Origin of the sequence: Xanthobacter autotrophicus ATCC 700552 (genome assembly GCF_043194565.1) — a bacterium.
GTDB lineage: Bacteria > Pseudomonadota > Alphaproteobacteria > Rhizobiales > Xanthobacteraceae > Xanthobacter > Xanthobacter autotrophicus_F.
Map to the genome: position 1 here is coordinate 239,438 of NZ_JBAFVS010000006.1, position 19,596 is coordinate 259,033.

The following is a 19,596-nucleotide window of genomic DNA, read 5'->3' on the forward strand; positions in this document are numbered from 1 at the left end:
GCGGAAAGGCGGGCCATCAGCGGTCCACCTCCCCGAACACGATGTCGAGCGAGCCCAGCACCGCCGACACGTCGGCGAGCATGTGGCCGCGGCAGAGGAAATCCATCGCCTGCAGGTGGGCGAAGCCCGGCGCGCGGATCTTGCAGCGATAAGGCTTGTTGGTGCCGTCGGAGACCAGATAGACGCCGAACTCGCCCTTGGGCGCCTCGACGGCCGCATAGACATCGCCGGCCGGCACGTGGAAGCCCTCGGTATAGAGCTTGAAGTGGTGGATGAGCGCTTCCATGGAACGCTTCATCTCGCCCCGCTTGGGCGGCACGATCTTGTTGTCGGTGGTGGAGACCGGGCCGGCCTCCTTCAGCAGGCGTTCCACGCACTGCTTCATGATCTTGGTGGACTGGCGCATCTCTTCCATGCGCACCACGTAGCGGTCGTAGCAGTCGCCGTGCTTGCCGATCGGGATGTCGAAATCCAGCTCGGAATAGCATTCGTAGGGCTGGGCGCGGCGCAGGTCCCAGGCGGCGCCGGAACCACGCACCATCACGCCGGAGAAGCCCCAGGCCAGAGCGTCCTCCAGCGTCACCACGCCGATATCGACGGTGCGCTGCTTGAAGATGCGGTTCTCGGTGACGAGGCCGTCGAGATCGTCGCACAATTTCAGGAACGGGTCGCAGAAGGCGCCGATGTCCTCCACCAGCGCGCGCGGCAGGTCCTGGTGCACGCCGCCGGGACGGAAATAGGCCGCATGCATGCGGCTGCCGGAGGCACGCTCATAGAAGATCATGAGCTTCTCGCGCTCCTCGAAGCCCCACAAAGGCGGGGTCAGCGCGCCCACGTCCATGGCGAACGTGGTTACGTTGAGGAGATGGGAAAGCAGGCGCCCGATCTCGGAATACAGAACGCGGATCAACTGGCCGCGCTTGGGCACCTCGATGCCCAGAAGCTTCTCCACCGACAGGCAGAAGGCGTGCTCCTGGTTCATCGGCGCGCAATAGTCGAGCCGGTCGAAATAGGGCACGGCCTGAAGGTAGGTCTTGGCCTCGATGAGCTTCTCGGTACCGCGGTGCAGGAGGCCGATATGCGGGTCCACCCGCTCGACCACTTCACCGTCCAGCTCCAGCACGAGGCGCAGCACGCCGTGCGCGGCAGGATGCTGCGGGCCGAAATTGATCTGGAAGTTCCGGACCTTGTCGGCCGGCTTCATCTCGTCGGCGATGTCAACCATAAGGCGCTCCCTCAACCGGCCTTGGGGGGAACGGGCGGCTGGCCCGAGGCCTTCTCGTCACCGGGAAGGACGTAGTCCACGCCCTCCCACGGGGAGAGGAAGTCGAAGTTGCGGAATTCCTGCGGCAGGCGCACCGGCTCGTAGACCACGCGCTTCTGCTCGTCGTCGTAGCGCACCTCCACGAAACCCGTGGTCGGGAAGTCCTTGCGCAGCGGGTGCCCGTCGAAGCCGTAGTCGGTGAGCAGGCGGCGCAGCTCCGGGTGGCCGGTGAACAGGATGCCGTACATGTCGTAGGCTTCCCGCTCGAACCAGTTGGCGCCCACGAAGACGGAGCAGATGGAGGGAACCGGGGTGTCCTCGTCGGTCTCCACCTTCAGGCGGATGCGCACGTTCTGCTTCAGCGACAGCAGGTGATAGACCACGTCGAAGCGCTTCTCGCGCGCCGGATAGTCGACGCCGCACACGTCCACGATGCAATGGAACAGGCACGCCGGATCGTCCCGCAGGAAGGTCACGGTCTTCACGATCTGGGCCGGCTCGATCTGGAGCGTCAGCTCGCCATGGGCCAGGGCAGAGCCGAGCACCGCGCCGGGAAGGGCCGCCGATATGTGCGCCGCAAGGTCGTTGAGGGTCTCATCCATCGAATTGCTCCCGGCTCAGCGCTCGATGGTGCCGATGCGGCGAATCTTCTTCTGCAGCAGCAGCACGCCGTAGAGCAGCGCTTCCGCAGTGGGCGGGCAGCCCGGCACGTAGATGTCCACCGGCACGATGCGGTCGCAGCCGCGCACCACCGCATAGGAGAAGTGGTAGTAACCGCCGCCATTGGCGCAGGAGCCCATGGAGATGACGTAACGCGGCTCCGGCATCTGGTCGTAGACCTTGCGCAGGGCCGGGGCCATCTTGTTGGTGAGCGTGCCGGCGACGATCATCACATCCGACTGGCGCGGCGAGGCGCGAGGCGCGAAGCCGAAGCGCTCCACGTCGTAGCGCGGCATGGAGACCTGCATCATCTCCACGGCGCAGCACGCGAGGCCGAAGGTCATCCACATGAGCGAGCCGGTGCGCGCCCAGGTGATGAGGTCGTCGGCGGTGGTGATGATGAAGCCCTTGTCCGCCAGCTCGGCGTTGATCTCCTTGAAGAAGGGATCATCCGCGCCCACGGGGCGGCCGGTGGAGGGATCGACGATGCCCGTGGGGGCGGGCGCGATCTCGGGCTTGGTGGCCGAAGGGGTCAGTCCCATTCCAGAGCTCCCTTGCGCCATTCGTAGATGAAGCCAACAGTGAGGACGCCGAGGAACATCATCATCGACCAGAAGCCGAGGTCGCCGAGGCCGCCGAAGGTGACGGCCCACGGAAACAGGAAGGCCACTTCCAGGTCGAAGATGATGAAGAGGATGGCGACGAGATAGAAGCGTGCATCAAAGGTCATGCGCGCATCGTCGAACGCATTGAAGCCGCATTCGTAGGCCGACAGCTTCTCGGGATCCGGATTCTGATAGGCCACAAGGAAGGGTGATACGAGCAGGGCGAGCCCGATCACAAGCGACACGCCGATGAAAATCACCACCGGCAAGTAATCCAGGAGCAACGCGTTCATTTTGCTCGCACCTCGGGGCGCAGGATCGGGGCTGGAAGCGGCGCAGATCGTCGCATCACGACGATCGGGCGATGCGCTTGAAGCGTTACCGCGCCGTTCGGCTAGAGGAATTCGAAACGACGCCGCAGCCTTATCGCAGCGCCAGATGGGAGGCAAGTGCGCGCTTAGGAGAAGGTGCCGTCCCATCCCGGCAAGGACCGTGAACAGGGGATGGGCCGCATCGGCGCATGCGGCCGCGTCTCAGCTTGGATAGACGGCGAAAAGTGCTGGATACGGCCGTCGCAGCGGGTGCAGGCGCGGCAGCCCCGCGCCAGCCTCGCCGCCCCCCAGGTACGGTTGCGAGGCCATGCGACACAATGCCTTGTGGATGCTCCGGGCCGGCGTTCAGGGTCCATCACCGGCGGAAGGATGTACCTTCCTCGCCGCCGCATGGGGAATCGCATGCTCCCGCAAAGGCATCCAGAGCTTCACCCGCATGGACCCAGCGGCAAAGGAGCCATGACGAGGGTGAGGACTTATACCATCGGCTTCGATCTTCGACCGATGCCGGGTGGATAACGCTAAACTGCCGCGCGGGCTGGACCAATGGCCCGTGAGGCAAGCTCATCGCCATTGGTACATGGCCATTGGTATCGACGGATGCCGAAACCATGAGCGCCCCCGGGGCTGCCGGGCGAGCACTGGGGGCGAGCACTAAGGACGAGCACTGGGGAATTGTGCGCAGCCTCATCACGGCTGGCGCGAGGTGAGTCGCGCCGACCGGCATGTCCCTTCAACTCGCGGACCAGGGCGCTTGCCGTGCCCTGGCTCACACGGATCGCGCTCTGTCGCTCTGCTGTTACGCAATCCAAGACGCAAAGCCGCTCCAGACTTTCGCTGGCATTGCTCTAGCGACGCCCGCCCCCGCCGCCGCCTCCACGCGGCCGGGCGGCGGCGCCACCGCCCTTCGGTCCACCGCCGGAGCGCATCTGCGGCGCACGACCGGGATGGCCTCCGCCGCCGGACCGCATCTGCTGCGGCCGGGCGGACGGCATCCCGCCGCCACCCCTCTTCATTTGCGACCCGCCGCCGGATGGACCTCTGCTGACGCCGCTTGCACCGCTGGGCTTGGTGCCCGGACGGCTGGACTTGGCGCTCGCACCAGGCTTGCCGGCGCCGCCAGTCTTCGCCGAACCACCGGGCTTGCCGGCGCCGCCGGTCTTCGCCGAACCACCCGGCTTGCCGGGCCCTCCGGGCTGACCCGGGCCACCGGGCTTGCCGACGCCGCCGGGACCACCGGGACCACCCGGCTTGCCTGCACCAACGCTTCCAGGGCCACCCGGCTTGCCGGGACCACCGGGACCTCCAGGACCTCCAGGACCTCCAGGACCACCAGGACCACCAGGACCGCCCGTGAATCCCGGTCCACCAGGACCACCAGGACCACCAGGTTTACCGGGACCGCCCGGCTTGCCCGGAAGCGGCTTGCCGGGATTCGGCTTCCAGGGCTGCCCACCCCCGGGACCGGGGCCACCCCAGTGACCGGGCCCGCCCGGACCTCCCGGGCCACCGGGACCGCCGGGGCCACCAGGTCCACCGGGGCCGCCCGGCCAACCGCCGGGGCCACCCGGACCACCCGGCCAGCCACCCGGCGGGCGCGGCGGCGGCGGGCGCCAGCCGGGATAGCCGGGCCACACCGGCGGATAGACCCAGCCGCGTCCCCAGTTCCACGAATTGTTCCAGGCATTGCCCACCAGCACGCCCGCGCCGAAGGCCAGCAGCCCCACGCCGGCGGCGGTGTAGATGGTCGAATAATCATATTCAGGCACATAGAGCACGGTCGGGTCGGCCGAGGTGATGTAGACCACGCTGCGCCCACCCTCCTCACGCCGCGTCACCACCTGCTTGTCGTTGCTCTTGAGCGAGCCCACCGCCTCGGCCTTGGCGCGCAGCGCCTGGATGGCCACCGAGACATCCTCGGGCTGCGTCACGAAGGCGAAGCCGATGGACTGGGTCGAGTTGAGATCCTCGTTCAGCTTCGCGACCACGGTGGGAAAGCGCACCATCGCCTTCACCGAGGGGTCCCACTTCTGCGTGTCGGCGCCAGAAAAATCGCCCTTGCTCACCGCGCTCTTGTTGCGCTCGATCCAGCGTTGGGCCTGCACCAGATCCAGCGGATAGACAGTGGCCGGCAGCAATTGCGCCAGCAGCGTATCGGGATAGAGGGCATAGGGGGCGAGCAGCGCCTCCAGCTCGGCGAGCGTGTAGCGCAACTGGGCGTCCTGCGCCGCAGCGGGGGGCGGCACGCTGGCGTCCGGCGCGGCTGGCATGGCCGGAACGGGCACGGGCGCAGGAATGGGAGCGGTCGCGGGCGGCGGCGGAGCGACGACGGCCGGTGGCCCCGCATCGGGCAGAGGCGCCTGTGCCAGTGCCGGATAAACGCTGGTGGTCCACCCGAATGCCAATGCGACCGCGAGGCGCGACCACCCCGCGAGTTCCCGGCGACGACCGGAAAGTGCCATGACGACCTCCCTTGTCCCCGGACGCCTGAATAATGCACACGTCAGGAGGCCGGGCAGGTTGGTGCGGAAACCACGGCGCGGTCGTTTTGGCCGCCACGAAGGCCCGCACAAGGCAGACAATGCGCAATTCCCGAGGCCCCGTCTACTCGGGTCATGCCCTTAGGGTCTCGCTGACCGCCGCCACCAACTGCTTGAGGGAGAACGGCTTGGGCAGGAAGGAAAAGCGCTCGCTCGGCGGCAGGTTGCGGGCGAAGGCTTCCTCGGCATAGCCCGAGATGAAGATGACCTTCAGCGCGGGATCGCGCGCCCGCAGCTCCCGCAGCAGGGTCGGCCCGTCCATCTCCGGCATGACCACGTCGGAAATCACGATATCCACCTTGCCGGCGGTCTCGAACAGCTCGAGCGCCTCCACGCCGCTCGCCGCCGCCAGAACCTCATAGCCACGATTGGCCAGCGCACGGCTGGCGAAGGCGCGCACCGCGTCCTCGTCCTCCACCAGCAGCACCCGCCCCTGCCCGGTGAGGTCGGCCACCTTGGGCTCCGGCTCGGCGGGACGCGGCGGCTCCTCCTCCAGTGCGCCGGTGTGGCGCGGCAGGAAGACGCGAAAGGTGGTGCCTTCCCCCAGCGCGCTCTCGGCGAGGATGGTGCCGCCGGTCTGCTCGACGATGCCGTAGACGGTGGAGAGGCCAAGCCCGGTGCCCTTGCCCACCTCCTTGGTGGAGAAGAACGGCTCGAAGATCTTGCCCATGATTTCGGGCGGAATGCCGGTGCCGGTGTCGGCCACCTCCACCAGCACATAGTCGCCTTCCGGCAGGCGCTGCCCGTAGGCGGTGGAGGCGGCGGCCGGGACATTGGCGGTGCGCACCGTCAGCGTGCCGCCGTCCGGCATGGCGTCGCGGGCGTTCACCGCGAGATTGATGATCACCTGCTCGAACTGGTTCTTGTCCACCTTCACCGGCCACAGGTCGCGGGCGTGCTGCACCTCCAGCGTGATGCGTTCGCCGATGAGACGGCGCAAAAGGGCGGCCGCGTCGGAGATCACGTCGGTGAGCTCGATCACCTGCGGCAGCAGGGTCTGGCGCCGGGAGAAGGCGAGCAATTGCCCGACCAGGCCAGCGGCCCGGTTGGCGTTCTGCTTGATCTGCATGATGTCCGGGAACGAGGGGTCGCTCTGGCGATGCTTCACCAGCAGCAGGTCGCAATAGCCGAGAATCGCGGTGAGGATGTTGTTGAAGTCGTGCGCCACACCGCCCGCCAGATGGCCCACCGCCTGCAGCTTCTGCGATTCGGCGAACTGCGCCTCCAGCTGCTTCTGTTCACTCGTATCGATGGCGCACAGGGCGATGTCGCCGCCCCCGCCCGGTCCGAGCGCGGCGGCGTAGAGGCGGGCCGAGCGGCCGGCCGGCCCGGCGAGGGTCACGTCGCAGGGCGCGGGCGGTTCGCTCGCCTGCACCGCGCCGGCGAGGAGCGTCTCCGCCCCGGCCGCGTCGGCCACCAGGGCCGCCAGGGGCCGGCCGGCGGCATCGCGGCCGAACAGGCGGGCGAAGGCGGCATTGGCGGCGCGGATGCGGCCGGCCGGGTCCACCAGGGCCAGGGCCAGCGGGGCATTGAGGAAGAACAGGTCCGACGATGCCGCCGGAGCCCCGGTTGCCGCCGGCGCCGCTGCGGGCTGGTCCAATCCCTCCCGCGCGGGCAGGAGGCCGGCGAGCGCATCGAGCGGCATGACGGCCGCCACCATGCCGTCGCCCGGCGGCTGGGCGGGCGCGAGCCGCAGGATGGCCGGGAGGCGTGTGCCGTCCTTGCGGGTGAGCGCCACGTTGAGGGCAGCTTCCGTTCCCGCGGCCAGAGCCAGTTCGAGGCGGTCGAGATCGTCGGGCGCCACCACCTCGCGCACATCGCGGCCGTCCGGCCCCCAGTCGGCGAGGGCATAGCCGAGCATGCGGCACAGGGTGAGGTTCGGCGCCAGCACGTGGCCGCCGGACAGATGCAGCAGGCCCGCGGGTGCGCGTTCCCACACGTGGAGCAGATCCGCGCCCGGCATCGCCTGGGTGGACGGCGCCTCCTCCGCAACCGTCGGCGCAACAGGCGTCGGCGCGACAGCCGGGGCCGGCACGGCCGCCACGGCCTGTATGTCCTCCGCCGTGCGCAGCGTCCACAGCACCCGGCGGGGCGAGCCCAGTGGATGCACCGAAACCTCCAGCCTGCGCCCGCCCGGACCGGTGGCGAAGGCGACGGCACTTTTGGCCTCGGTGGCGGCGGCGACGGCGTTCAGCAATTCACCCACCATGGGCTGGCTGCCGGGAATGCGGGCCAGGAAGCGCTCGGGCACGGGCAGCGTCTCGACCCCGCTGCGGCACATGCGCTGATAGGCGGCGTTGGACTCCACCACCCGCTCGCCATCCTCCACCACCGCCATGGCGTCGCCGGAGGCGGCGAGTACGGCTTCCGCAAGGGCATCTTCCGGTTCGCCGCCGCTCAGGGTGCGCCGCACGGCGAGCACCAGCTCGAAGGCGCCGACCACGGCGAGCGCGGCCACGAGGGCCGAAAACAGCCCACTCGTTCCCTCACCAAGGGCCATCCCCGCGGCAAAGCCGCCGGCCAGGGCCGCGACGAGGACCAGAGCCGAACGTGCGACCCTCGTGCCCCGGCCGGCCGGGGCGACGCGCGCCCGGCCCCGCCCCGCCGGCCTGCCTGCGCCATTTTCCGTCGCTCGCTCACCGCTCATTGCAGCCGTCCCGCTCCGCCACACCGCAAAAATCCGATCCCACCGGGTTGAATCGGCCCAATTGGTAAATCTGCCCCTAAACGCAAGACAAAAGAACGTGTTAACCGTCCGCGTCCATCAGGGCCGACCGCAGCATGCCCTGAAGGCGCGCCGGCATTCTGCCGCCAAATGAGCGCGCGACTTAATTCCTGCCATGATTATCAACAAAAGCTTAGGCCATGAGCTTCAGGATCACAGCCTGCGCGCCGGGCGGTGTGTGCGGGCTCCGAGGCTGGCACGCACATCGAGCCGGTGACGAAAGGCGAGAGCACGCGCCGATCGGATTGCACCGCAATCTGATCGGATAATGCGTTCTCTTCCTTGAGGTTGAGAGCCGCCGTCGTCGGCATTGGGGGTTTCCCCGACAGCGTTTCGTGGTCCACAGGCACACGAAACGCCCTTACATCAGAGCGGAGGCATGATGCTACAGCAGTTGTTCGGTTCCCAGCTCGCGCTTCCGATCCGCCTGGCGATCGCCGTCATCGTGATCGGCGCGCTGCTGGCCGTGACGGTGCTGGTGATGCGACGCCTCACCAACCGTGGACGCGGCCCCGTCAGAAGCGGGCGCACCGGCCCCCGCCTCGCCGTTCTGGACAGCGTCGCGGTGGATCAGCGCCGGCGGCTCGTCCTGGTTCGCCGTGACGACGTGGAACACCTGCTGCTCGTGGGTGGCAGCAGCGACATCGTGGTGGAACACCAGATCGCCGTCGACGAAGAGGTCCCCGCCGCAGCGGCTTCCGCCGCGCCGGCCCTCGCCGCCTCCCGCGAGGCCCCGGCCCTGCAGCGGCCCATCGGCCGAAGGGGCCTCCAGTCTCCCGCCGCCGCCCTTTCTCCCGCGGCCCTCGCCGCAGACAGCGTCGCCGCGCCCTTGCCGGCGCTCGAGCCCGCCCCGGCGATGGCCGTTGCCCCGCCTGCTCCTGCCATTGCGCCGACGCCGGTCATCGAGCCTCGCGAGGACCGGCGCCCCCTGCCCTCCCGTCGTCCCCTGCTGCGGGGGGACAGCCCCGCCCCGGCGGCGCGGCCGTCCCTGCGCCCTGCGGCTCAGGATACGTCTATCGGGACGTCGATCAACGCGCCCATCACCGCGCCGAGGCCGGCACCGAACGTGCCCCAGACCGCCGCCGCGCCGGCGGTGCAGCCTGAAGCGGTCCGGACCGCGCCCATGGAGCCCCGTAAGGCCCCCGAGATCGAGCTTGCGCCGCCCGCACGGGTCGAGCCGGCGCCGGTGCCGCGGCTGGAGCCCACCCGGTCCGAAGCCCCCGCCCCGACCACGGACAGCCGCCTCGACGAACTGACCCAGCGGCTGGATGCGGCCCTGGCCCACCCCGCCCCGGCCGAACCGCAGCTGAGCCTGGCCGATCTGCTCGGCGAGACCCCGGAAAAGCCGGCCGAGCCGGAAGCTGCGCCCAGGGTGGAACCCCGGGCTGACCACAAGTCGGAGGCGACGCCTGCGCCTGTGGTCCATCCGGAACCCCTTCCGGACGCCGCGGTCGACAGCCCGCAGGTGCTCCCCTCCGACCGGCCCCTGTCGCGCTTTCTCTACCAGTCGCGCTCCCGCCCCGAGCCGCGCGTCGGCGACGAGGTGCGCCCGCGCCTCGATCCCCTGCCCCGGATCGAGCGCCCGTCGGAAGATGGCGCCCGCCCGGCGGCGCCCGCCCGCTCCGAGCCGCCGTTGCGCCCGCGCGAGTTCGCATTCCGGCCGGTGGACGCCAATCCCCGCGAGCCGGCGCCCCGGGACGCCCTCGACATGCCCCGCCGCGAGCCCCCGGCCCTGCGCGAGATCACCCGTGAGTCGCTGCGCCCGAGTGCGCCGGCCCCCGTCCTCTCCCGTCCGGGCGCCACGATCGAGGCCAAAGCCGAAGTCAAGGACGAGGTGAAGGCCGACGCCAAGCCGGATGCCAAGCTGGACGAGACCGCCGCCGTCCGGGCCGGCTTCATCCCGTCGGTCGCGCCCAAGGCTGCGGGGGTCCTTCCCGACGCCCCGGCCACCGCGCCGGAGCCGAAAGCAAAGGACCCGCTAGAGGACTTCGATGCGGAGATGGCCAATCTGCTCGGCCGCACCGGCGCCCGCGGCCAGTGAGCGGCCAGTGAGCGGCACGGCTTCGGCCCCGGCGGTTGACCGGCGCCGTCGGTGCGAGCAGGACAAGCCGAACAAAAAGGGCCGGCGACGCAATCCCGTCGCCGGCCCTTTTTATTTTGCCCGTGGCCCCCAGACCGAGCCCGCCTTGGGCGTCAGAGTCGTTTTGGACCCGGTCGTTGGGCCTCAGTCGTCGCGATAGACGCGCTCGCGCCGTTCGTGCCGCTCCTGCGCCTCCACCGAGAGGGTGGCGATGGGGCGGGCCTCCAGGCGCTTCAGCGAGATGGGCTCGCCCGTGTCCTCGCAATAGCCGTAGGTTCCGTCCTCGATCCGCAGGAGCGCAGAATCGATCTTGGCGATGAGCTTGCGCTGGCGGTCGCGGGCCCGCAGCTCGATGGAGCGGTCGGTCTCGGACGAGGCCCGGTCGGCTAGATCGGGATGGTTCTGGTTCTCGTCCTGAAGGTGCTGCAGGGTCTCACGGGCCTCCTTCAGGATATCTTCCTTCCAGCGCAACAGCTTCACGCGAAAATATTCGCGCTGCCTGTCATTCATGAAAGGCTCGTCCTCGCGGGGCCGATAGTCCTCGTCGATTTGGATCGACATCAGCAAGGTCCTCACTAAGCGTCGCTGACCCCTCGGCGGCGGGTCGCTTCAGGCCCTCATCTCAAGGAAGCCGGGTCCCCGAGATGCCGGACCGGGGCGAGCCCTGCCCCGTCAACGACCTGAAGCGGCCTCCTGGCGATCTGGCCGGCGGAGCCGGACCCTCCCGGACAGGAATGACGCTCCATTGTCGGGGGCGCTTATATCCACGCCGCCGGTGGACTACAACCGCCATCGCAACGGGCATCGGGGCTTGACGCCGCGACCCCGTCCCCCGACCCTGCTGCGGTGCGGCAGGACGGCCGCCGGGAGGATGGGTATCCATGCGTTTCGAGGGCACGCAGAGCTATGTGGCGACCGATGATCTGAAGGTGGCCGTCAACGCCGCCATCGTGCTCGAACGCCCCTTGCTGGTGAAGGGCGAGCCCGGGACCGGCAAGACCGTCCTGGCGCAGGAGGTGGCCGGGGCACTGGGCGCGCCGCTCATCGAATGGCACGTGAAGTCCACCACCAAGGCCCAGCAGGGCCTCTACGAGTATGACGCGGTGGCGCGCCTGCGCGACAGCCAGCTCGGCGATCCCAGGGTGCACGACATCACCAATTACATCCGCCGCGGCAAGCTGTGGACGGCGTTTGCCTCCGACGTGCGGCCGGTGCTGCTCATCGATGAGGTGGACAAAGCCGACATCGAGTTCCCCAACGACCTGCTGCTGGAACTCGACCGGATGGAGTTCCACGTCTACGAGACCGGCGAGCAGGTGAAGGCGCGCCAGCGTCCGCTGGTCATCATCACCTCCAACAACGAGAAGGAGCTGCCGGACGCCTTCCTGCGCCGCTGCTTCTTCCACTACATCCGCTTCCCCGACGCCGAGACCATGCGCGCCATCGTCGAGGTGCACTTCCCCGGCATCAAGCAGCGCCTGGTGGGTGAAGCCATGCGCCTGTTCTACGAGTTGCGCGAGGTGCCTGGCCTGAAGAAGAAGCCGTCCACGTCCGAACTGATCGACTGGTTGAAGCTGTTGCTCGCCGAGGATGTGGACAGCGAGACCCTGCGCCAGCAGGACCTGCGCAAGACCATTCCGCCGCTGGCCGGCGCCCTGCTCAAGAACGAGCAGGACGTGCACCTGTTCGAGCGCCTGGCCTTCCTCGCCCGTCGCGAACAGCGCTGACGGAGTTCACCCGCCCCATGGACGCAGCCCGCTTTCTCGTGACGCTGCTGGTGATCGGCGTGCCGCTCGCCATGTTCTTCGCCCTGCGCCGCACCAAGGGCACGGCAACGACCGAGCGACCGGGCGCACCCACGGCACCGGAGCGCCGGCCGCCCGTCGATTTCGGCATGGCGCGGGAGTCCCATTCCGCATCGGCCCCAACGACCGTCGATCAGGCTGCGCCCACGCCTGCTCCAGGGGCGGCTGCGGCAGCCGCGGGCGGCGCCTTCATCCTCGCCGTAGAGTCGGCGCGGCAGCATGCGGGCGAGAGCGGGAGCGAATCGTCCCGAACGGGCCAAGGAGCCGGACAGGGGGGAAGCGGACCGGATTCCGGTGCCGATTCGGGCAACAGCGGCGCCTAGAGCGTTTCCCCGTTTCACTGAATCGGGGAAACGCTCTAGGTTATTGAGTTTACGCGTTTTCTTTACGCGAACCGGTATCCACTTCGCTCGAAAATGCTCTAGAAGCTGAACGCCGCGTGCTCCAGCCGAGAGACCGCGGCGAATGCTCCCTCGCCTGCGGATACCGAACCGGAGGCGAGATCCGCGGCTCCGGTTCGTCCCTTCACCACCAGGCCTTGCCGATGTTGAAGGTGTAGCTGAGCGAGAGGCCGGCCATGAACTGGTTGGCATCGCTGGTGAGCGGGGAGGACGAGGCGTCGCCCAACAGGTGGCCGTAGGTGCCGTAGACACCGGCCTCGAAGCCGTTGCGGAAATTGTAGGTCAGCTGCGCCGTGGCCCCCACCAGGTCGAACCCGGCGCCCGCGCTGTAGACCGGCAGCGGATTGCCGAAGGCCGTCGCCACCGCCGACTGCACCGGCGTAATGCCGAAATAGGTCTCCATATAGCCCGACCCGCCATAGGTCAGGCGCGGGCCGGCGGCGAAGCGCCACTGGCCGTAGGGCACGATGACATCCGCGCCAAGCAGGCCGCGAACGCCCTCAAAGCCGCCGACGCCGTAACGCAACTCGGCGCGGGTGCGCAGCCAGGGCGTCACGTACCATTCGGCGAAGCCGCCGGCTTCCACCGAGAAGTCGATATCGCCAAGTCCAGTCAGGAGGTCGTCGTCACTCGCGCTGCGCCCCCAATCGAGCCGGCCGACTGCTCCGATGCGGAAGGTGCCGGTGTCGAACAGGGCGATGGAGGGGTTGTCGTCCACGCTGCGGAAAACGTTGAGCTGGCTCGCCTTGCTGATGGAGAAGATGAGGCCAGGCCGCACGGTGTAGCCATCAGAACCGGGATAATTGGGCTCCATCTGGCCGGCGCCGCCAATGGTCAGGTACCAGTCTTCCTGCGCCGAAGGCGCGACCGGGGTGGCCGGCGGCGGCGAGAACAGGTCGGCCGCCGTGGCGGGAACCAGCCCACCCGCGGAAAACACCGCGGCGAGAAGGGCGAAACGCAGCGACCGATGCATGAATGACCTCTGACTGAAACCGCAGCTATCCTGCGGCCGAGCGGTTTGCAAATTCCGAACGCGGCGAACCCGACAACAGCCCAACGAAAAGATGGCTAACGACGTGTTGCGTCAAGAGCTTGCCACCGATAGCGGGCCGGCGTTGCAAAATCGCCACGCCAGCGCGGCACACCGCCACTTACCTCAGCCCGGACCACCGCCACGGCGGCGGGTCCACAGGAATGCCGCCGCCACGCCCACCAGGGCCGCGGCGAGACCATACCAGGTGAGCGCATATTCCAGATGGCGGTTGGGGAACGCGAGCCGCGTGCCGCCGGCCAGGGGTAGACCTCCCGGCACCGTATTCGCCCCCTCGTCGATGATGAAGGGCGCCGCGCCTGAAAGGCCGCGGGCAGCGGCGATGCCGGCCGGGTCCATGCGGAAGAAGCCGCCGTGGGCCGGATCATTGGCCGGCACGAACCAGCTTGCCTCCTCCGGCAGGCGCAGGAGGCCCACCACCTCCGCCTCGCCTGCCACCTGTCCCTCGGCGCGGGTGGCGGGATCGCGCCGGTCGGACGGGACGAAGCCGCGGTTGACCAGGATCGGCGGCCCGTCCGTGCGCAGCAGTGGCGTCACCACAAGGTAGCCCTGCCCCTTCACCGGGCCGGGCGCATCCTCACCGCGCACCGTATAGACGAGGGTTTCCCGACCGTGATCGAAGGTGCCGCGCACCTGAACGCGGCGATATTCATCCGCCTCGCGCGTCAGTTGAGGCCAGAGCGCCGGCGGCGGAACAGGCACGGGCGCAGCATGGACCCGCGCTTCCACGCGGGCGAGCAGCATGTCCTTCCAGGAGAGCCGCTCCAGTTGCCAGGTCCCGAGGCCGATCAAGATGAGGAAGGCGGCCAGGGCGGCAACCGCCGGCAGCACGAGGCCGCCGCCCGGCCGCCGCGCGCGCCCGGCCGCATCGTCCGGCGCTCGGCTCACGGCGTGTGCGAATCGAGCCGCCCTTCGGCGGCCTTGTTGCGGTATTGCAGCGCCACCATCACACCCTTGAAGGGACGCAGCAGGCCCAGCGTGACCACGAGGATGGCGGGAATCCAGAGCAGCGCATGGACCCAGAGCGGCGGCTCGAACGTCACCTCCACCCAGAAGGCAAGCGCCACCACCACGAAGCCGCCGAACAGGATGACGAACACCGCCGGGCCGTCGCCGGAATCGGCAAAGCCGTAATCAAGTCCACAGGCGGTGCAGGACGGTGCCAGATCCAGGAACCCCTTGAACAGCGAACCGCGCCCGCACCGGGGGCAGCGGCAGCCGAGACCGGCCGACCACGGGGAGATCGGCGCAAAATAAGGCTCCAGGGGCATCGTCGATTTCCTTGCGGCCGGGCGCGCGGACGGATCGTCCCGGCGCGGGCCGAAGGCAGGGCCGGATCGGCATGCCGCCGCCCTGCCCTGCCCGTGCTTGGTTCAGTGTCCGGCGGATCCGCCGGACGCCCACACATAGATGAAGGTGAAGAGGAACAGCCACACCACGTCCACGAAGTGCCAGTACCAGGCCGCCGCCTCGAAGCCGAAATGCTTCTGCGGGGTGAAGTCGCCCTGATAGGACCGCAGCAGGCACACCGCGAGGAAGATGGTGCCGACGATCACATGGAAGCCGTGGAAGCCCGTGGCCATGAAGAAGGTGGCGCCATAAATACTGCCCGCAAACGCGAAGTGGGCGTGGGCATATTCGTAGGCCTGGAGCGTCGAGAACAGCACGCCGAGGATCACGGTGCACCACAGGCCCCACTTCAGGCCCTGCCGGTCGCCGTGCACGAGGGCATGGTGGGCCCAGGTGACGGTGGTGCCGGAGGTGAGCAGGATCAACGTGTTGAGCAGCGGCAGGTGCCAGGGGTCGAGGGATTCGATGCCCTTGGGCGGCCACACGCCGCCGGTGAACTCCAGCCGCTGGTAGTTGATGGCCTCGTTCGTGAAGAGCGAAGCGTCGAAGAAGGCCCAGAACCAGGCCACGAAGAACATCACCTCGGAGGCGATGAACAGGATCATGCCGTAGCGCAGGCCCAGCACCACCACACGGGTATGCAAGCCGGCGCGGCTCTCATGGACCATGTCCCGCCACCAGCCAAACATGGTGTACAGGACGCCAAGGAAGCCCACCACCATGGCGATCGCGGTGCCGCCATGCATCCACACCACCGCGCCGGCGGTGAGGATGAGGGCCGAGACCGAGCCGATGATCGGCCAGGGGCTCGGATCAACGACGTGGTAATCGTGTTTCTTGACGTGTGCCTCGGCCATGGCGATCGGCCTCCCTTCCCCTGTCACGTGAAGACCCCGCCGAAAATCCGGCGCATGGCCCCATTCTGCCGGACGGCCCGCCGGGCCGCCCGATGCTCTGCTCCGCGGAAGGCGGAGCTTCGGCGCTAAAGCGGCCTGCCGTCCGCCCCCGTTCCATTCGCCCGCGCCACCGGCTTATCCGGCGTCTTGATGGGGAAGAAGGTGTAGGACAGCGTAATATTGGACAGCGTCTTCAGGTCCGGATCCTGCGCGATGGCGGGGTCCACATAGAAGACGACCGGCATTTCCAGCTTCTCGTTCGGCGCCAGCGTCTGCTCGTCGAAGCAGAAGCACTGCAGCTTCACGAAATAGGCCCCCGCCTGGGGTGGGGAGACGTTGTAGGTGGCGTTGGCGTGCGTCTCCAGGGCGGAGCGGTTCGCCGCCGTGTAGTGGGCGAGGCTGGTGGCCCCCACCTTCACGGTCAGGTCGCGTTCCACCGGCGCAAACGCCCAGGGCAGGCCGGGCGCCACATTGGCGTCGAAGCGAATGGTGATCTCGCGCTCCATGGGGGCGGCGGTGGGCGCGGTGCCGACCCGCGTGGCGCCGCCGAAGCCGGTGAGCGCGCAGAACATGGCATAAAGCGGCACCGACGCGTAGGTGACGCCTACCATGGCGGCGATGAAGGCGAAGCACGCCGAAGCCACCACCAGATGGCGGCGACCCGTGGTGCGGCGTCCATTGCCCGCTGTGCGTTCCGCTGCCGTGCGTTCAGCCGTGCCCGCGTCCATCCTTCACCCTCGCCGCCCGGATCGCCCCCCGATCCCTTTCGCTCGTCTTCACATCCTGTCCGAAAGGCCCCTCAAAGGGGCCGGTTCAGAACACTTGGTCCCAGCTTCACGATGGTCACCACGTAGAACAGCACCGCCAGGAACCCGAGCACCGAGGCGATGGCGATATTGCGCGCCCGCCGCCGCCTGATCTGTTCCGGCGTCAGAACCACGCCCTCCTCGTCCGAGGGGCGCGGCGGCTTCTTTTCCATGCTCATCGCAGCAGCCCGCCAATCACCGCCTCGCCGAGGAGTGTGGCGAACAACGCGAACAGATAAACGATCGAGAATCCGAACAGGCTCTTGGCCGCCTTCACCGCGGCTTCCCCCTCGCGGCGGCGATAGACGCGCCAGGCGAGCATGATCATCCAGGCCCCGGCCAGCACCGCCACGGCGCCATAGGCGAGGCCCGCATAGCCGAGCACGGCCGGGCTCGCGGCCAGCGGAACGAGGAACAGGGTGTAGAGCAGGATCTGGAGCCGCGTCTCGTCAGGCCCCGCCGTGACCGGCAGCATGGGCACGCCGGCGCGGGCATAGTCGTCCGCCCGGTAGAGGGCGAGCGCCCAGAAATGGGGCGGGGTCCAGAAGAAGATGATGGCGAAGAGCAACACCGGCTCCAGCGACACCGTACCGGAAGCCGCGGCCCAGGCCACCAGTGGCGGAAACGCGCCTGCCGCGCCGCCGATGACGATGTTCTGCGGCGTCGAGCGCTTCAGCCACATGGTGTAGATCACCACGTAGAAGAAGATGGTGAAGGCAAGCAGCGCGCCCGACAGCGCATTGACCAGCAGGCCCAGCACCACCACCGAAAAGGCCGAAAGGGTCAGGCCGAAGGCCAGGGCCTCCCGTGCGGAGACCCGGCCCGAGGGAACCGGCCGCTTGCGGGTGCGGGACATGATGGCGTCGATGTCCGCATCCCACCACATGTTGAGCGCACCGGCGGCGCCCGCGCCGACCGCGATGCACAAAAGGGCCGTGAAGGCGATGACCGGATGCACATCCCCGGGCGCCCGCACAAGACCCACCAGCGCCGTGAAGATGACCAGCGACATCACGCGCGGCTTCAGGAGCTCGAAATAGTCGCGCGGCGACGCCAGTCCTTCTCCAGCCGCCGCGAAGGCGTACGGCTCGGAATTGGTCAGGCTCGCTGGTTCGTCACGCATTCCAAAACTCCCTCAAACCCTGCTGGCCCGAACCTGGTTTACCCTGGGGATGAACGCCCCGACTACCGGTCTGGCGGACCTGCGCGCCTCTCCGGGCGCTTTAAATCCCAATCCCAAGTCCTTCTTCGCCTGCAAAGAACTGCCAATGCGGCGCCCTATCGACCCCGAAGGTGGCAGAAGCCGCGGTCGCCCGCGGCTTCCCAAGATCACGGCCGCTCGGGGCCAAGGCGTCACTTGATGCGCGGCAGCACTTCGAACTGATGGAAGGGCGGCGGCGAGGACAGGGTCCACTCCAGCGTGCTGGCCCCCACGCCCCACGGATTGTCGCCGGCCTTCTCCTTGCGGATGAAGGCGAGCGCCGTACCGGTGAGGAAGATCAGCACCGCCACACCCGAAATGTAGGAACCGATGGAGGAGACGAAGTTCCACCCCGCAAACGCATCCGGATAGTCCGCATAACGGCGCGGCATGCCGGCGAGCCCGAGGAAATGCTGCGGGAAGAAGACCAGGTTCACGCCCACGAAGGTGACCCAGAAGTGCAGCTTGCCCCAGAATTCCGGGATCATGTAGCCACTCATCTTCGGGAACCAGTAGTACCAGCCGGCGAAGATAGCGAACACGGCACCGAGCGACAGCACGTAGTGGAAGTGCGCCACCACGTAATAGGTGTCATGCAGCGAGCGGTCGATGCCGGCGTTGGACAGCACCACGCCCGTCACACCACCCACGGTGAACAGGAAGATGAAGCCGATGGCCCATAGCATGGGCGTACGGAACTGGAGCGAGCCGCCCCACATGGTGGCGATCCAGGAGAAGATCTTCACGCCCGTGGGCACCGCGATGATCATGGTGGCGGCGACAAAATAGGACTGGGTGCCGCTGGACAGGCCCACCGTATACATGTGGTGCGCCCACACCACGAAGCCCACCACGCCGATGGCCACCATGGCATAGGCCATGCCCAGATAGCCGAAGATGGGCTTGCGCGAGAAGGTGGAGATGATGTGGGAGACGATGCCGAACCCGGGCAGGATCAGGATGTACACCTCGGGGTGACCGAAGAACCAGAACAGGTGCTGGAACAGGATCGGGTCGCCGCCGCCGGCCGGATCGAAGAAGGTGGTGCCGAAGTTGCGGTCGGTGAGCAGCATGGTGATGGCACCCGCCAGCACCGGCAGCGACAACAGCAGCAGGAAGCCCGTGATCAGCTGGGACCAGGCGAACAGCGGCATCTTGTGCAGCGTCATGCCCGGGGCGCGCATGTTGAAGATGGTGGTGATCAGGTTGATGGCGCCCAGCAGCGACGACGCGCCGGCGATATGCAGCGAGAAGATCAAAAGGTCCATGGCCGGACCGGGATGGCCGAGCTTGGACGACAGGGGCGGATAGATGGTCCAGCCGCCACCGAAACCGTTGGAGCCGGCCGCGCCTTCCACGAACAGCGACGACAGCGCCAGGATGAAGGACGGCGGCAGCAGCCAGAAGGCGATGTTGTTGATCCGCGGGAACGCCGTATCCGGCGCGCCGATCATCAGCGGGGCGAAATAATTGCCGAAGCCGCCGATGAGGGCGGGCATCACCATGAAGAAGATCATGATGAGGCCGTGGCCCGTGGTGAAGACATTGAAGGTCTGCGGATCAGAAAAGATCTGCATGCCGGGGTGCTGCAGCTCCATCCGGATGGCGATGGACAGGATGCCGCCCACGATCCCCGCCACGATGGCGAAGATCAGGTACATGATCCCGATGTCCTTGTGATTGGTCGAGAACACCCAGCGCTTCCAGCCGGTGGGGATGTGCGCGTCGTGTTCGTCGTTTCCGTAGTGGCTGTGGGTGACTGCCTCGGTGGCCATTCCCGCTATCCTTGTCTTCCGGCACCGGCGTCCGTCTCGCCACGCCGTCGCTTGCCTGCTCTCGTCACCGGCCGCGACCGGTGACGCAATTTCATAGAGGCGCCA

The 19,596-nt window shown here is 68.0% G+C and carries 18 protein-coding genes; 3 read left to right on the forward strand and 15 right to left on the reverse strand.

All coding sequences use genetic code 11. The features are described 5' to 3' along the window. Positions 1-16 precede the first annotated feature (16 nt). The 6 genes from V5F48_RS09215 to V5F48_RS09240 all read right to left on the reverse strand — a co-directional run bounded on the left by V5F48_RS09215 (position 17) and on the right by V5F48_RS09240 (position 7,901). Positions 17-1,204: an NADH-quinone oxidoreductase subunit D gene (locus V5F48_RS09215; RefSeq protein ID WP_394258493.1), complete on the reverse strand. Its 1,188-nt coding sequence runs from the start codon at positions 1,202-1,204 to the stop codon at positions 17-19. Positions 1,205-1,236: 32 nt separating this feature from the next. Then, a complete protein-coding gene (locus V5F48_RS09220) occupies positions 1,237-1,866 on the reverse strand; it encodes an NADH-quinone oxidoreductase subunit C (RefSeq protein ID WP_394258444.1) in 630 nt (209 codons plus the stop codon). A 15-nt stretch (positions 1,867-1,881) separates the two neighbouring features. Continuing rightward, complete coding sequence (locus tag V5F48_RS09225; RefSeq protein ID WP_394110763.1) at positions 1,882-2,466, reverse strand: NuoB/complex I 20 kDa subunit family protein; 585 nt, start codon at positions 2,464-2,466, stop codon at positions 1,882-1,884. Further along, the gene (locus tag V5F48_RS09230; RefSeq protein WP_394110764.1) at positions 2,457-2,822 is read right to left on the reverse strand and encodes an NADH-quinone oxidoreductase subunit A; all 366 of its coding nucleotides are present in this window, start codon (positions 2,820-2,822) and stop codon (positions 2,457-2,459) included. The genes V5F48_RS09225 and V5F48_RS09230 overlap by 10 nt, the downstream gene beginning before the upstream one ends. A gap of 887 nt (positions 2,823-3,709) precedes the next feature. Beyond that, positions 3,710-5,323, reverse strand: a complete 1,614-nt coding sequence (locus tag V5F48_RS09235; RefSeq protein WP_394258445.1) for a DUF3300 domain-containing protein — start codon at positions 5,321-5,323, stop codon at positions 3,710-3,712. A 151-nt stretch (positions 5,324-5,474) separates the two neighbouring features. Next, entirely contained in the window at positions 5,475-7,901 is a 2,427-nt protein-coding gene (locus tag V5F48_RS09240; protein WP_394258446.1) for a response regulator, read from the reverse strand. 604 nt (positions 7,902-8,505) lie between these two features. Between V5F48_RS09240 and V5F48_RS09245 the strand changes: the two genes are divergently transcribed. Then, complete coding sequence (locus V5F48_RS09245; protein ID WP_394258447.1) at positions 8,506-10,167, forward strand: flagellar biosynthetic protein FliO; 1,662 nt, start codon at positions 8,506-8,508, stop codon at positions 10,165-10,167. A 183-nt stretch (positions 10,168-10,350) separates the two neighbouring features. Here the strand turns inward: V5F48_RS09245 and dksA are convergent, their stop codons facing one another. Then, positions 10,351-10,767, reverse strand: coding sequence for an RNA polymerase-binding protein DksA (dksA, locus tag V5F48_RS09250; RefSeq protein WP_394110768.1), 417 nt, complete (start codon positions 10,765-10,767; stop codon positions 10,351-10,353). 320 nt (positions 10,768-11,087) lie between these two features. Between dksA and V5F48_RS09255 the strand changes: the two genes are divergently transcribed. Both V5F48_RS09255 and V5F48_RS09260 read left to right on the forward strand, forming a co-directional pair. Beyond that, positions 11,088-11,933, forward strand: a complete 846-nt coding sequence (locus tag V5F48_RS09255) for an AAA family ATPase (RefSeq protein ID WP_394110769.1) — start codon at positions 11,088-11,090, stop codon at positions 11,931-11,933. A 17-nt stretch (positions 11,934-11,950) separates the two neighbouring features. Next, a complete protein-coding gene (locus tag V5F48_RS09260; RefSeq protein WP_394258448.1) occupies positions 11,951-12,334 on the forward strand; it encodes a hypothetical protein in 384 nt (127 codons plus the stop codon). A 202-nt stretch (positions 12,335-12,536) separates the two neighbouring features. Here the strand turns inward: V5F48_RS09260 and V5F48_RS09265 are convergent, their stop codons facing one another. The 8 genes from V5F48_RS09265 to ctaD all read right to left on the reverse strand — a co-directional run bounded on the left by V5F48_RS09265 (position 12,537) and on the right by ctaD (position 19,491). Beyond that, complete coding sequence (locus V5F48_RS09265) at positions 12,537-13,385, reverse strand: MipA/OmpV family protein (RefSeq protein ID WP_394258449.1); 849 nt, start codon at positions 13,383-13,385, stop codon at positions 12,537-12,539. A 183-nt stretch (positions 13,386-13,568) separates the two neighbouring features. Further along, positions 13,569-14,351 (reverse strand): SURF1 family protein, encoded by a 783-nt coding sequence (locus tag V5F48_RS09270; RefSeq protein WP_394258450.1) that lies wholly within the window; start codon positions 14,349-14,351, stop codon positions 13,569-13,571. Further along, positions 14,348-14,734 carry a DUF983 domain-containing protein gene (locus tag V5F48_RS09275; protein ID WP_282640620.1) on the reverse strand — a complete coding sequence of 129 codons (387 nt, stop codon included), beginning with the start codon at positions 14,732-14,734 and terminating at the stop codon, positions 14,348-14,350. The genes V5F48_RS09270 and V5F48_RS09275 overlap by 4 nt, the downstream gene beginning before the upstream one ends. Positions 14,735-14,836: 102 nt before the next feature. Continuing rightward, positions 14,837-15,670: a cytochrome c oxidase subunit 3 gene (locus tag V5F48_RS09280; RefSeq protein WP_394258451.1), complete on the reverse strand. Its 834-nt coding sequence runs from the start codon at positions 15,668-15,670 to the stop codon at positions 14,837-14,839. A gap of 125 nt (positions 15,671-15,795) precedes the next feature. After that, the gene (locus tag V5F48_RS09285) at positions 15,796-16,437 is read right to left on the reverse strand and encodes a cytochrome c oxidase assembly protein (protein ID WP_394258452.1); all 642 of its coding nucleotides are present in this window, start codon (positions 16,435-16,437) and stop codon (positions 15,796-15,798) included. Between the two features lie 71 nt (positions 16,438-16,508). Then, positions 16,509-16,694, reverse strand: a complete 186-nt coding sequence (locus V5F48_RS09290; RefSeq protein ID WP_394110775.1) for a hypothetical protein — start codon at positions 16,692-16,694, stop codon at positions 16,509-16,511. After that, a complete protein-coding gene (locus V5F48_RS09295) occupies positions 16,691-17,638 on the reverse strand; it encodes a heme o synthase (protein ID WP_394258453.1) in 948 nt (315 codons plus the stop codon). Before V5F48_RS09295 ends, V5F48_RS09290 begins: the two co-directional genes overlap by 4 nt. A 230-nt stretch (positions 17,639-17,868) precedes the next feature. Beyond that, complete coding sequence (gene ctaD / locus V5F48_RS09300; RefSeq protein ID WP_394110777.1) at positions 17,869-19,491, reverse strand: cytochrome c oxidase subunit I; 1,623 nt, start codon at positions 19,489-19,491, stop codon at positions 17,869-17,871. Positions 19,492-19,596: the final 105 nt, after the last annotated feature.

Coding starts and splice junctions, on each gene's coding strand:
- V5F48_RS09215 (WP_394258493.1), bottom strand. CDS start 1,204: ATGAAGCCGGCCGACAAGGTCCGGAACTTCCAGATCAATTTCGGCCCG.
- V5F48_RS09220 (WP_394258444.1), bottom strand. CDS start 1,866: ATGGATGAGACCCTCAACGACCTTGCGGCGCACATATCGGCGGCCCTT.
- V5F48_RS09225 (WP_394110763.1), bottom strand. CDS start 2,466: ATGGGACTGACCCCTTCGGCCACCAAGCCCGAGATCGCGCCCGCCCCC.
- V5F48_RS09230 (WP_394110764.1), bottom strand. CDS start 2,822: ATGAACGCGTTGCTCCTGGATTACTTGCCGGTGGTGATTTTCATCGGC.
- V5F48_RS09235 (WP_394258445.1), bottom strand. CDS start 5,323: ATGGCACTTTCCGGTCGTCGCCGGGAACTCGCGGGGTGGTCGCGCCTC.
- V5F48_RS09240 (WP_394258446.1), bottom strand. CDS start 7,901: ATGGCCCTTGGTGAGGGAACGAGTGGGCTGTTTTCGGCCCTCGTGGCC.
- V5F48_RS09245 (WP_394258447.1), top strand. CDS start 8,506: ATGATGCTACAGCAGTTGTTCGGTTCCCAGCTCGCGCTTCCGATCCGC.
- dksA (WP_394110768.1), bottom strand. CDS start 10,767: ATGTCGATCCAAATCGACGAGGACTATCGGCCCCGCGAGGACGAGCCT.
- V5F48_RS09255 (WP_394110769.1), top strand. CDS start 11,088: ATGCGTTTCGAGGGCACGCAGAGCTATGTGGCGACCGATGATCTGAAG.
- V5F48_RS09260 (WP_394258448.1), top strand. CDS start 11,951: ATGGACGCAGCCCGCTTTCTCGTGACGCTGCTGGTGATCGGCGTGCCG.
- V5F48_RS09265 (WP_394258449.1), bottom strand. CDS start 13,385: ATGCATCGGTCGCTGCGTTTCGCCCTTCTCGCCGCGGTGTTTTCCGCG.
- V5F48_RS09275 (WP_282640620.1), bottom strand. CDS start 14,734: ATGCCCCTGGAGCCTTATTTTGCGCCGATCTCCCCGTGGTCGGCCGGT.
- V5F48_RS09280 (WP_394258451.1), bottom strand. CDS start 15,670: ATGGCCGAGGCACACGTCAAGAAACACGATTACCACGTCGTTGATCCG.
- V5F48_RS09285 (WP_394258452.1), bottom strand. CDS start 16,437: ATGGACGCGGGCACGGCTGAACGCACGGCAGCGGAACGCACAGCGGGC.
- V5F48_RS09290 (WP_394110775.1), bottom strand. CDS start 16,694: ATGAGCATGGAAAAGAAGCCGCCGCGCCCCTCGGACGAGGAGGGCGTG.
- V5F48_RS09295 (WP_394258453.1), bottom strand. CDS start 17,638: ATGCGTGACGAACCAGCGAGCCTGACCAATTCCGAGCCGTACGCCTTC.
- ctaD (WP_394110777.1), bottom strand. CDS start 19,491: ATGGCCACCGAGGCAGTCACCCACAGCCACTACGGAAACGACGAACAC.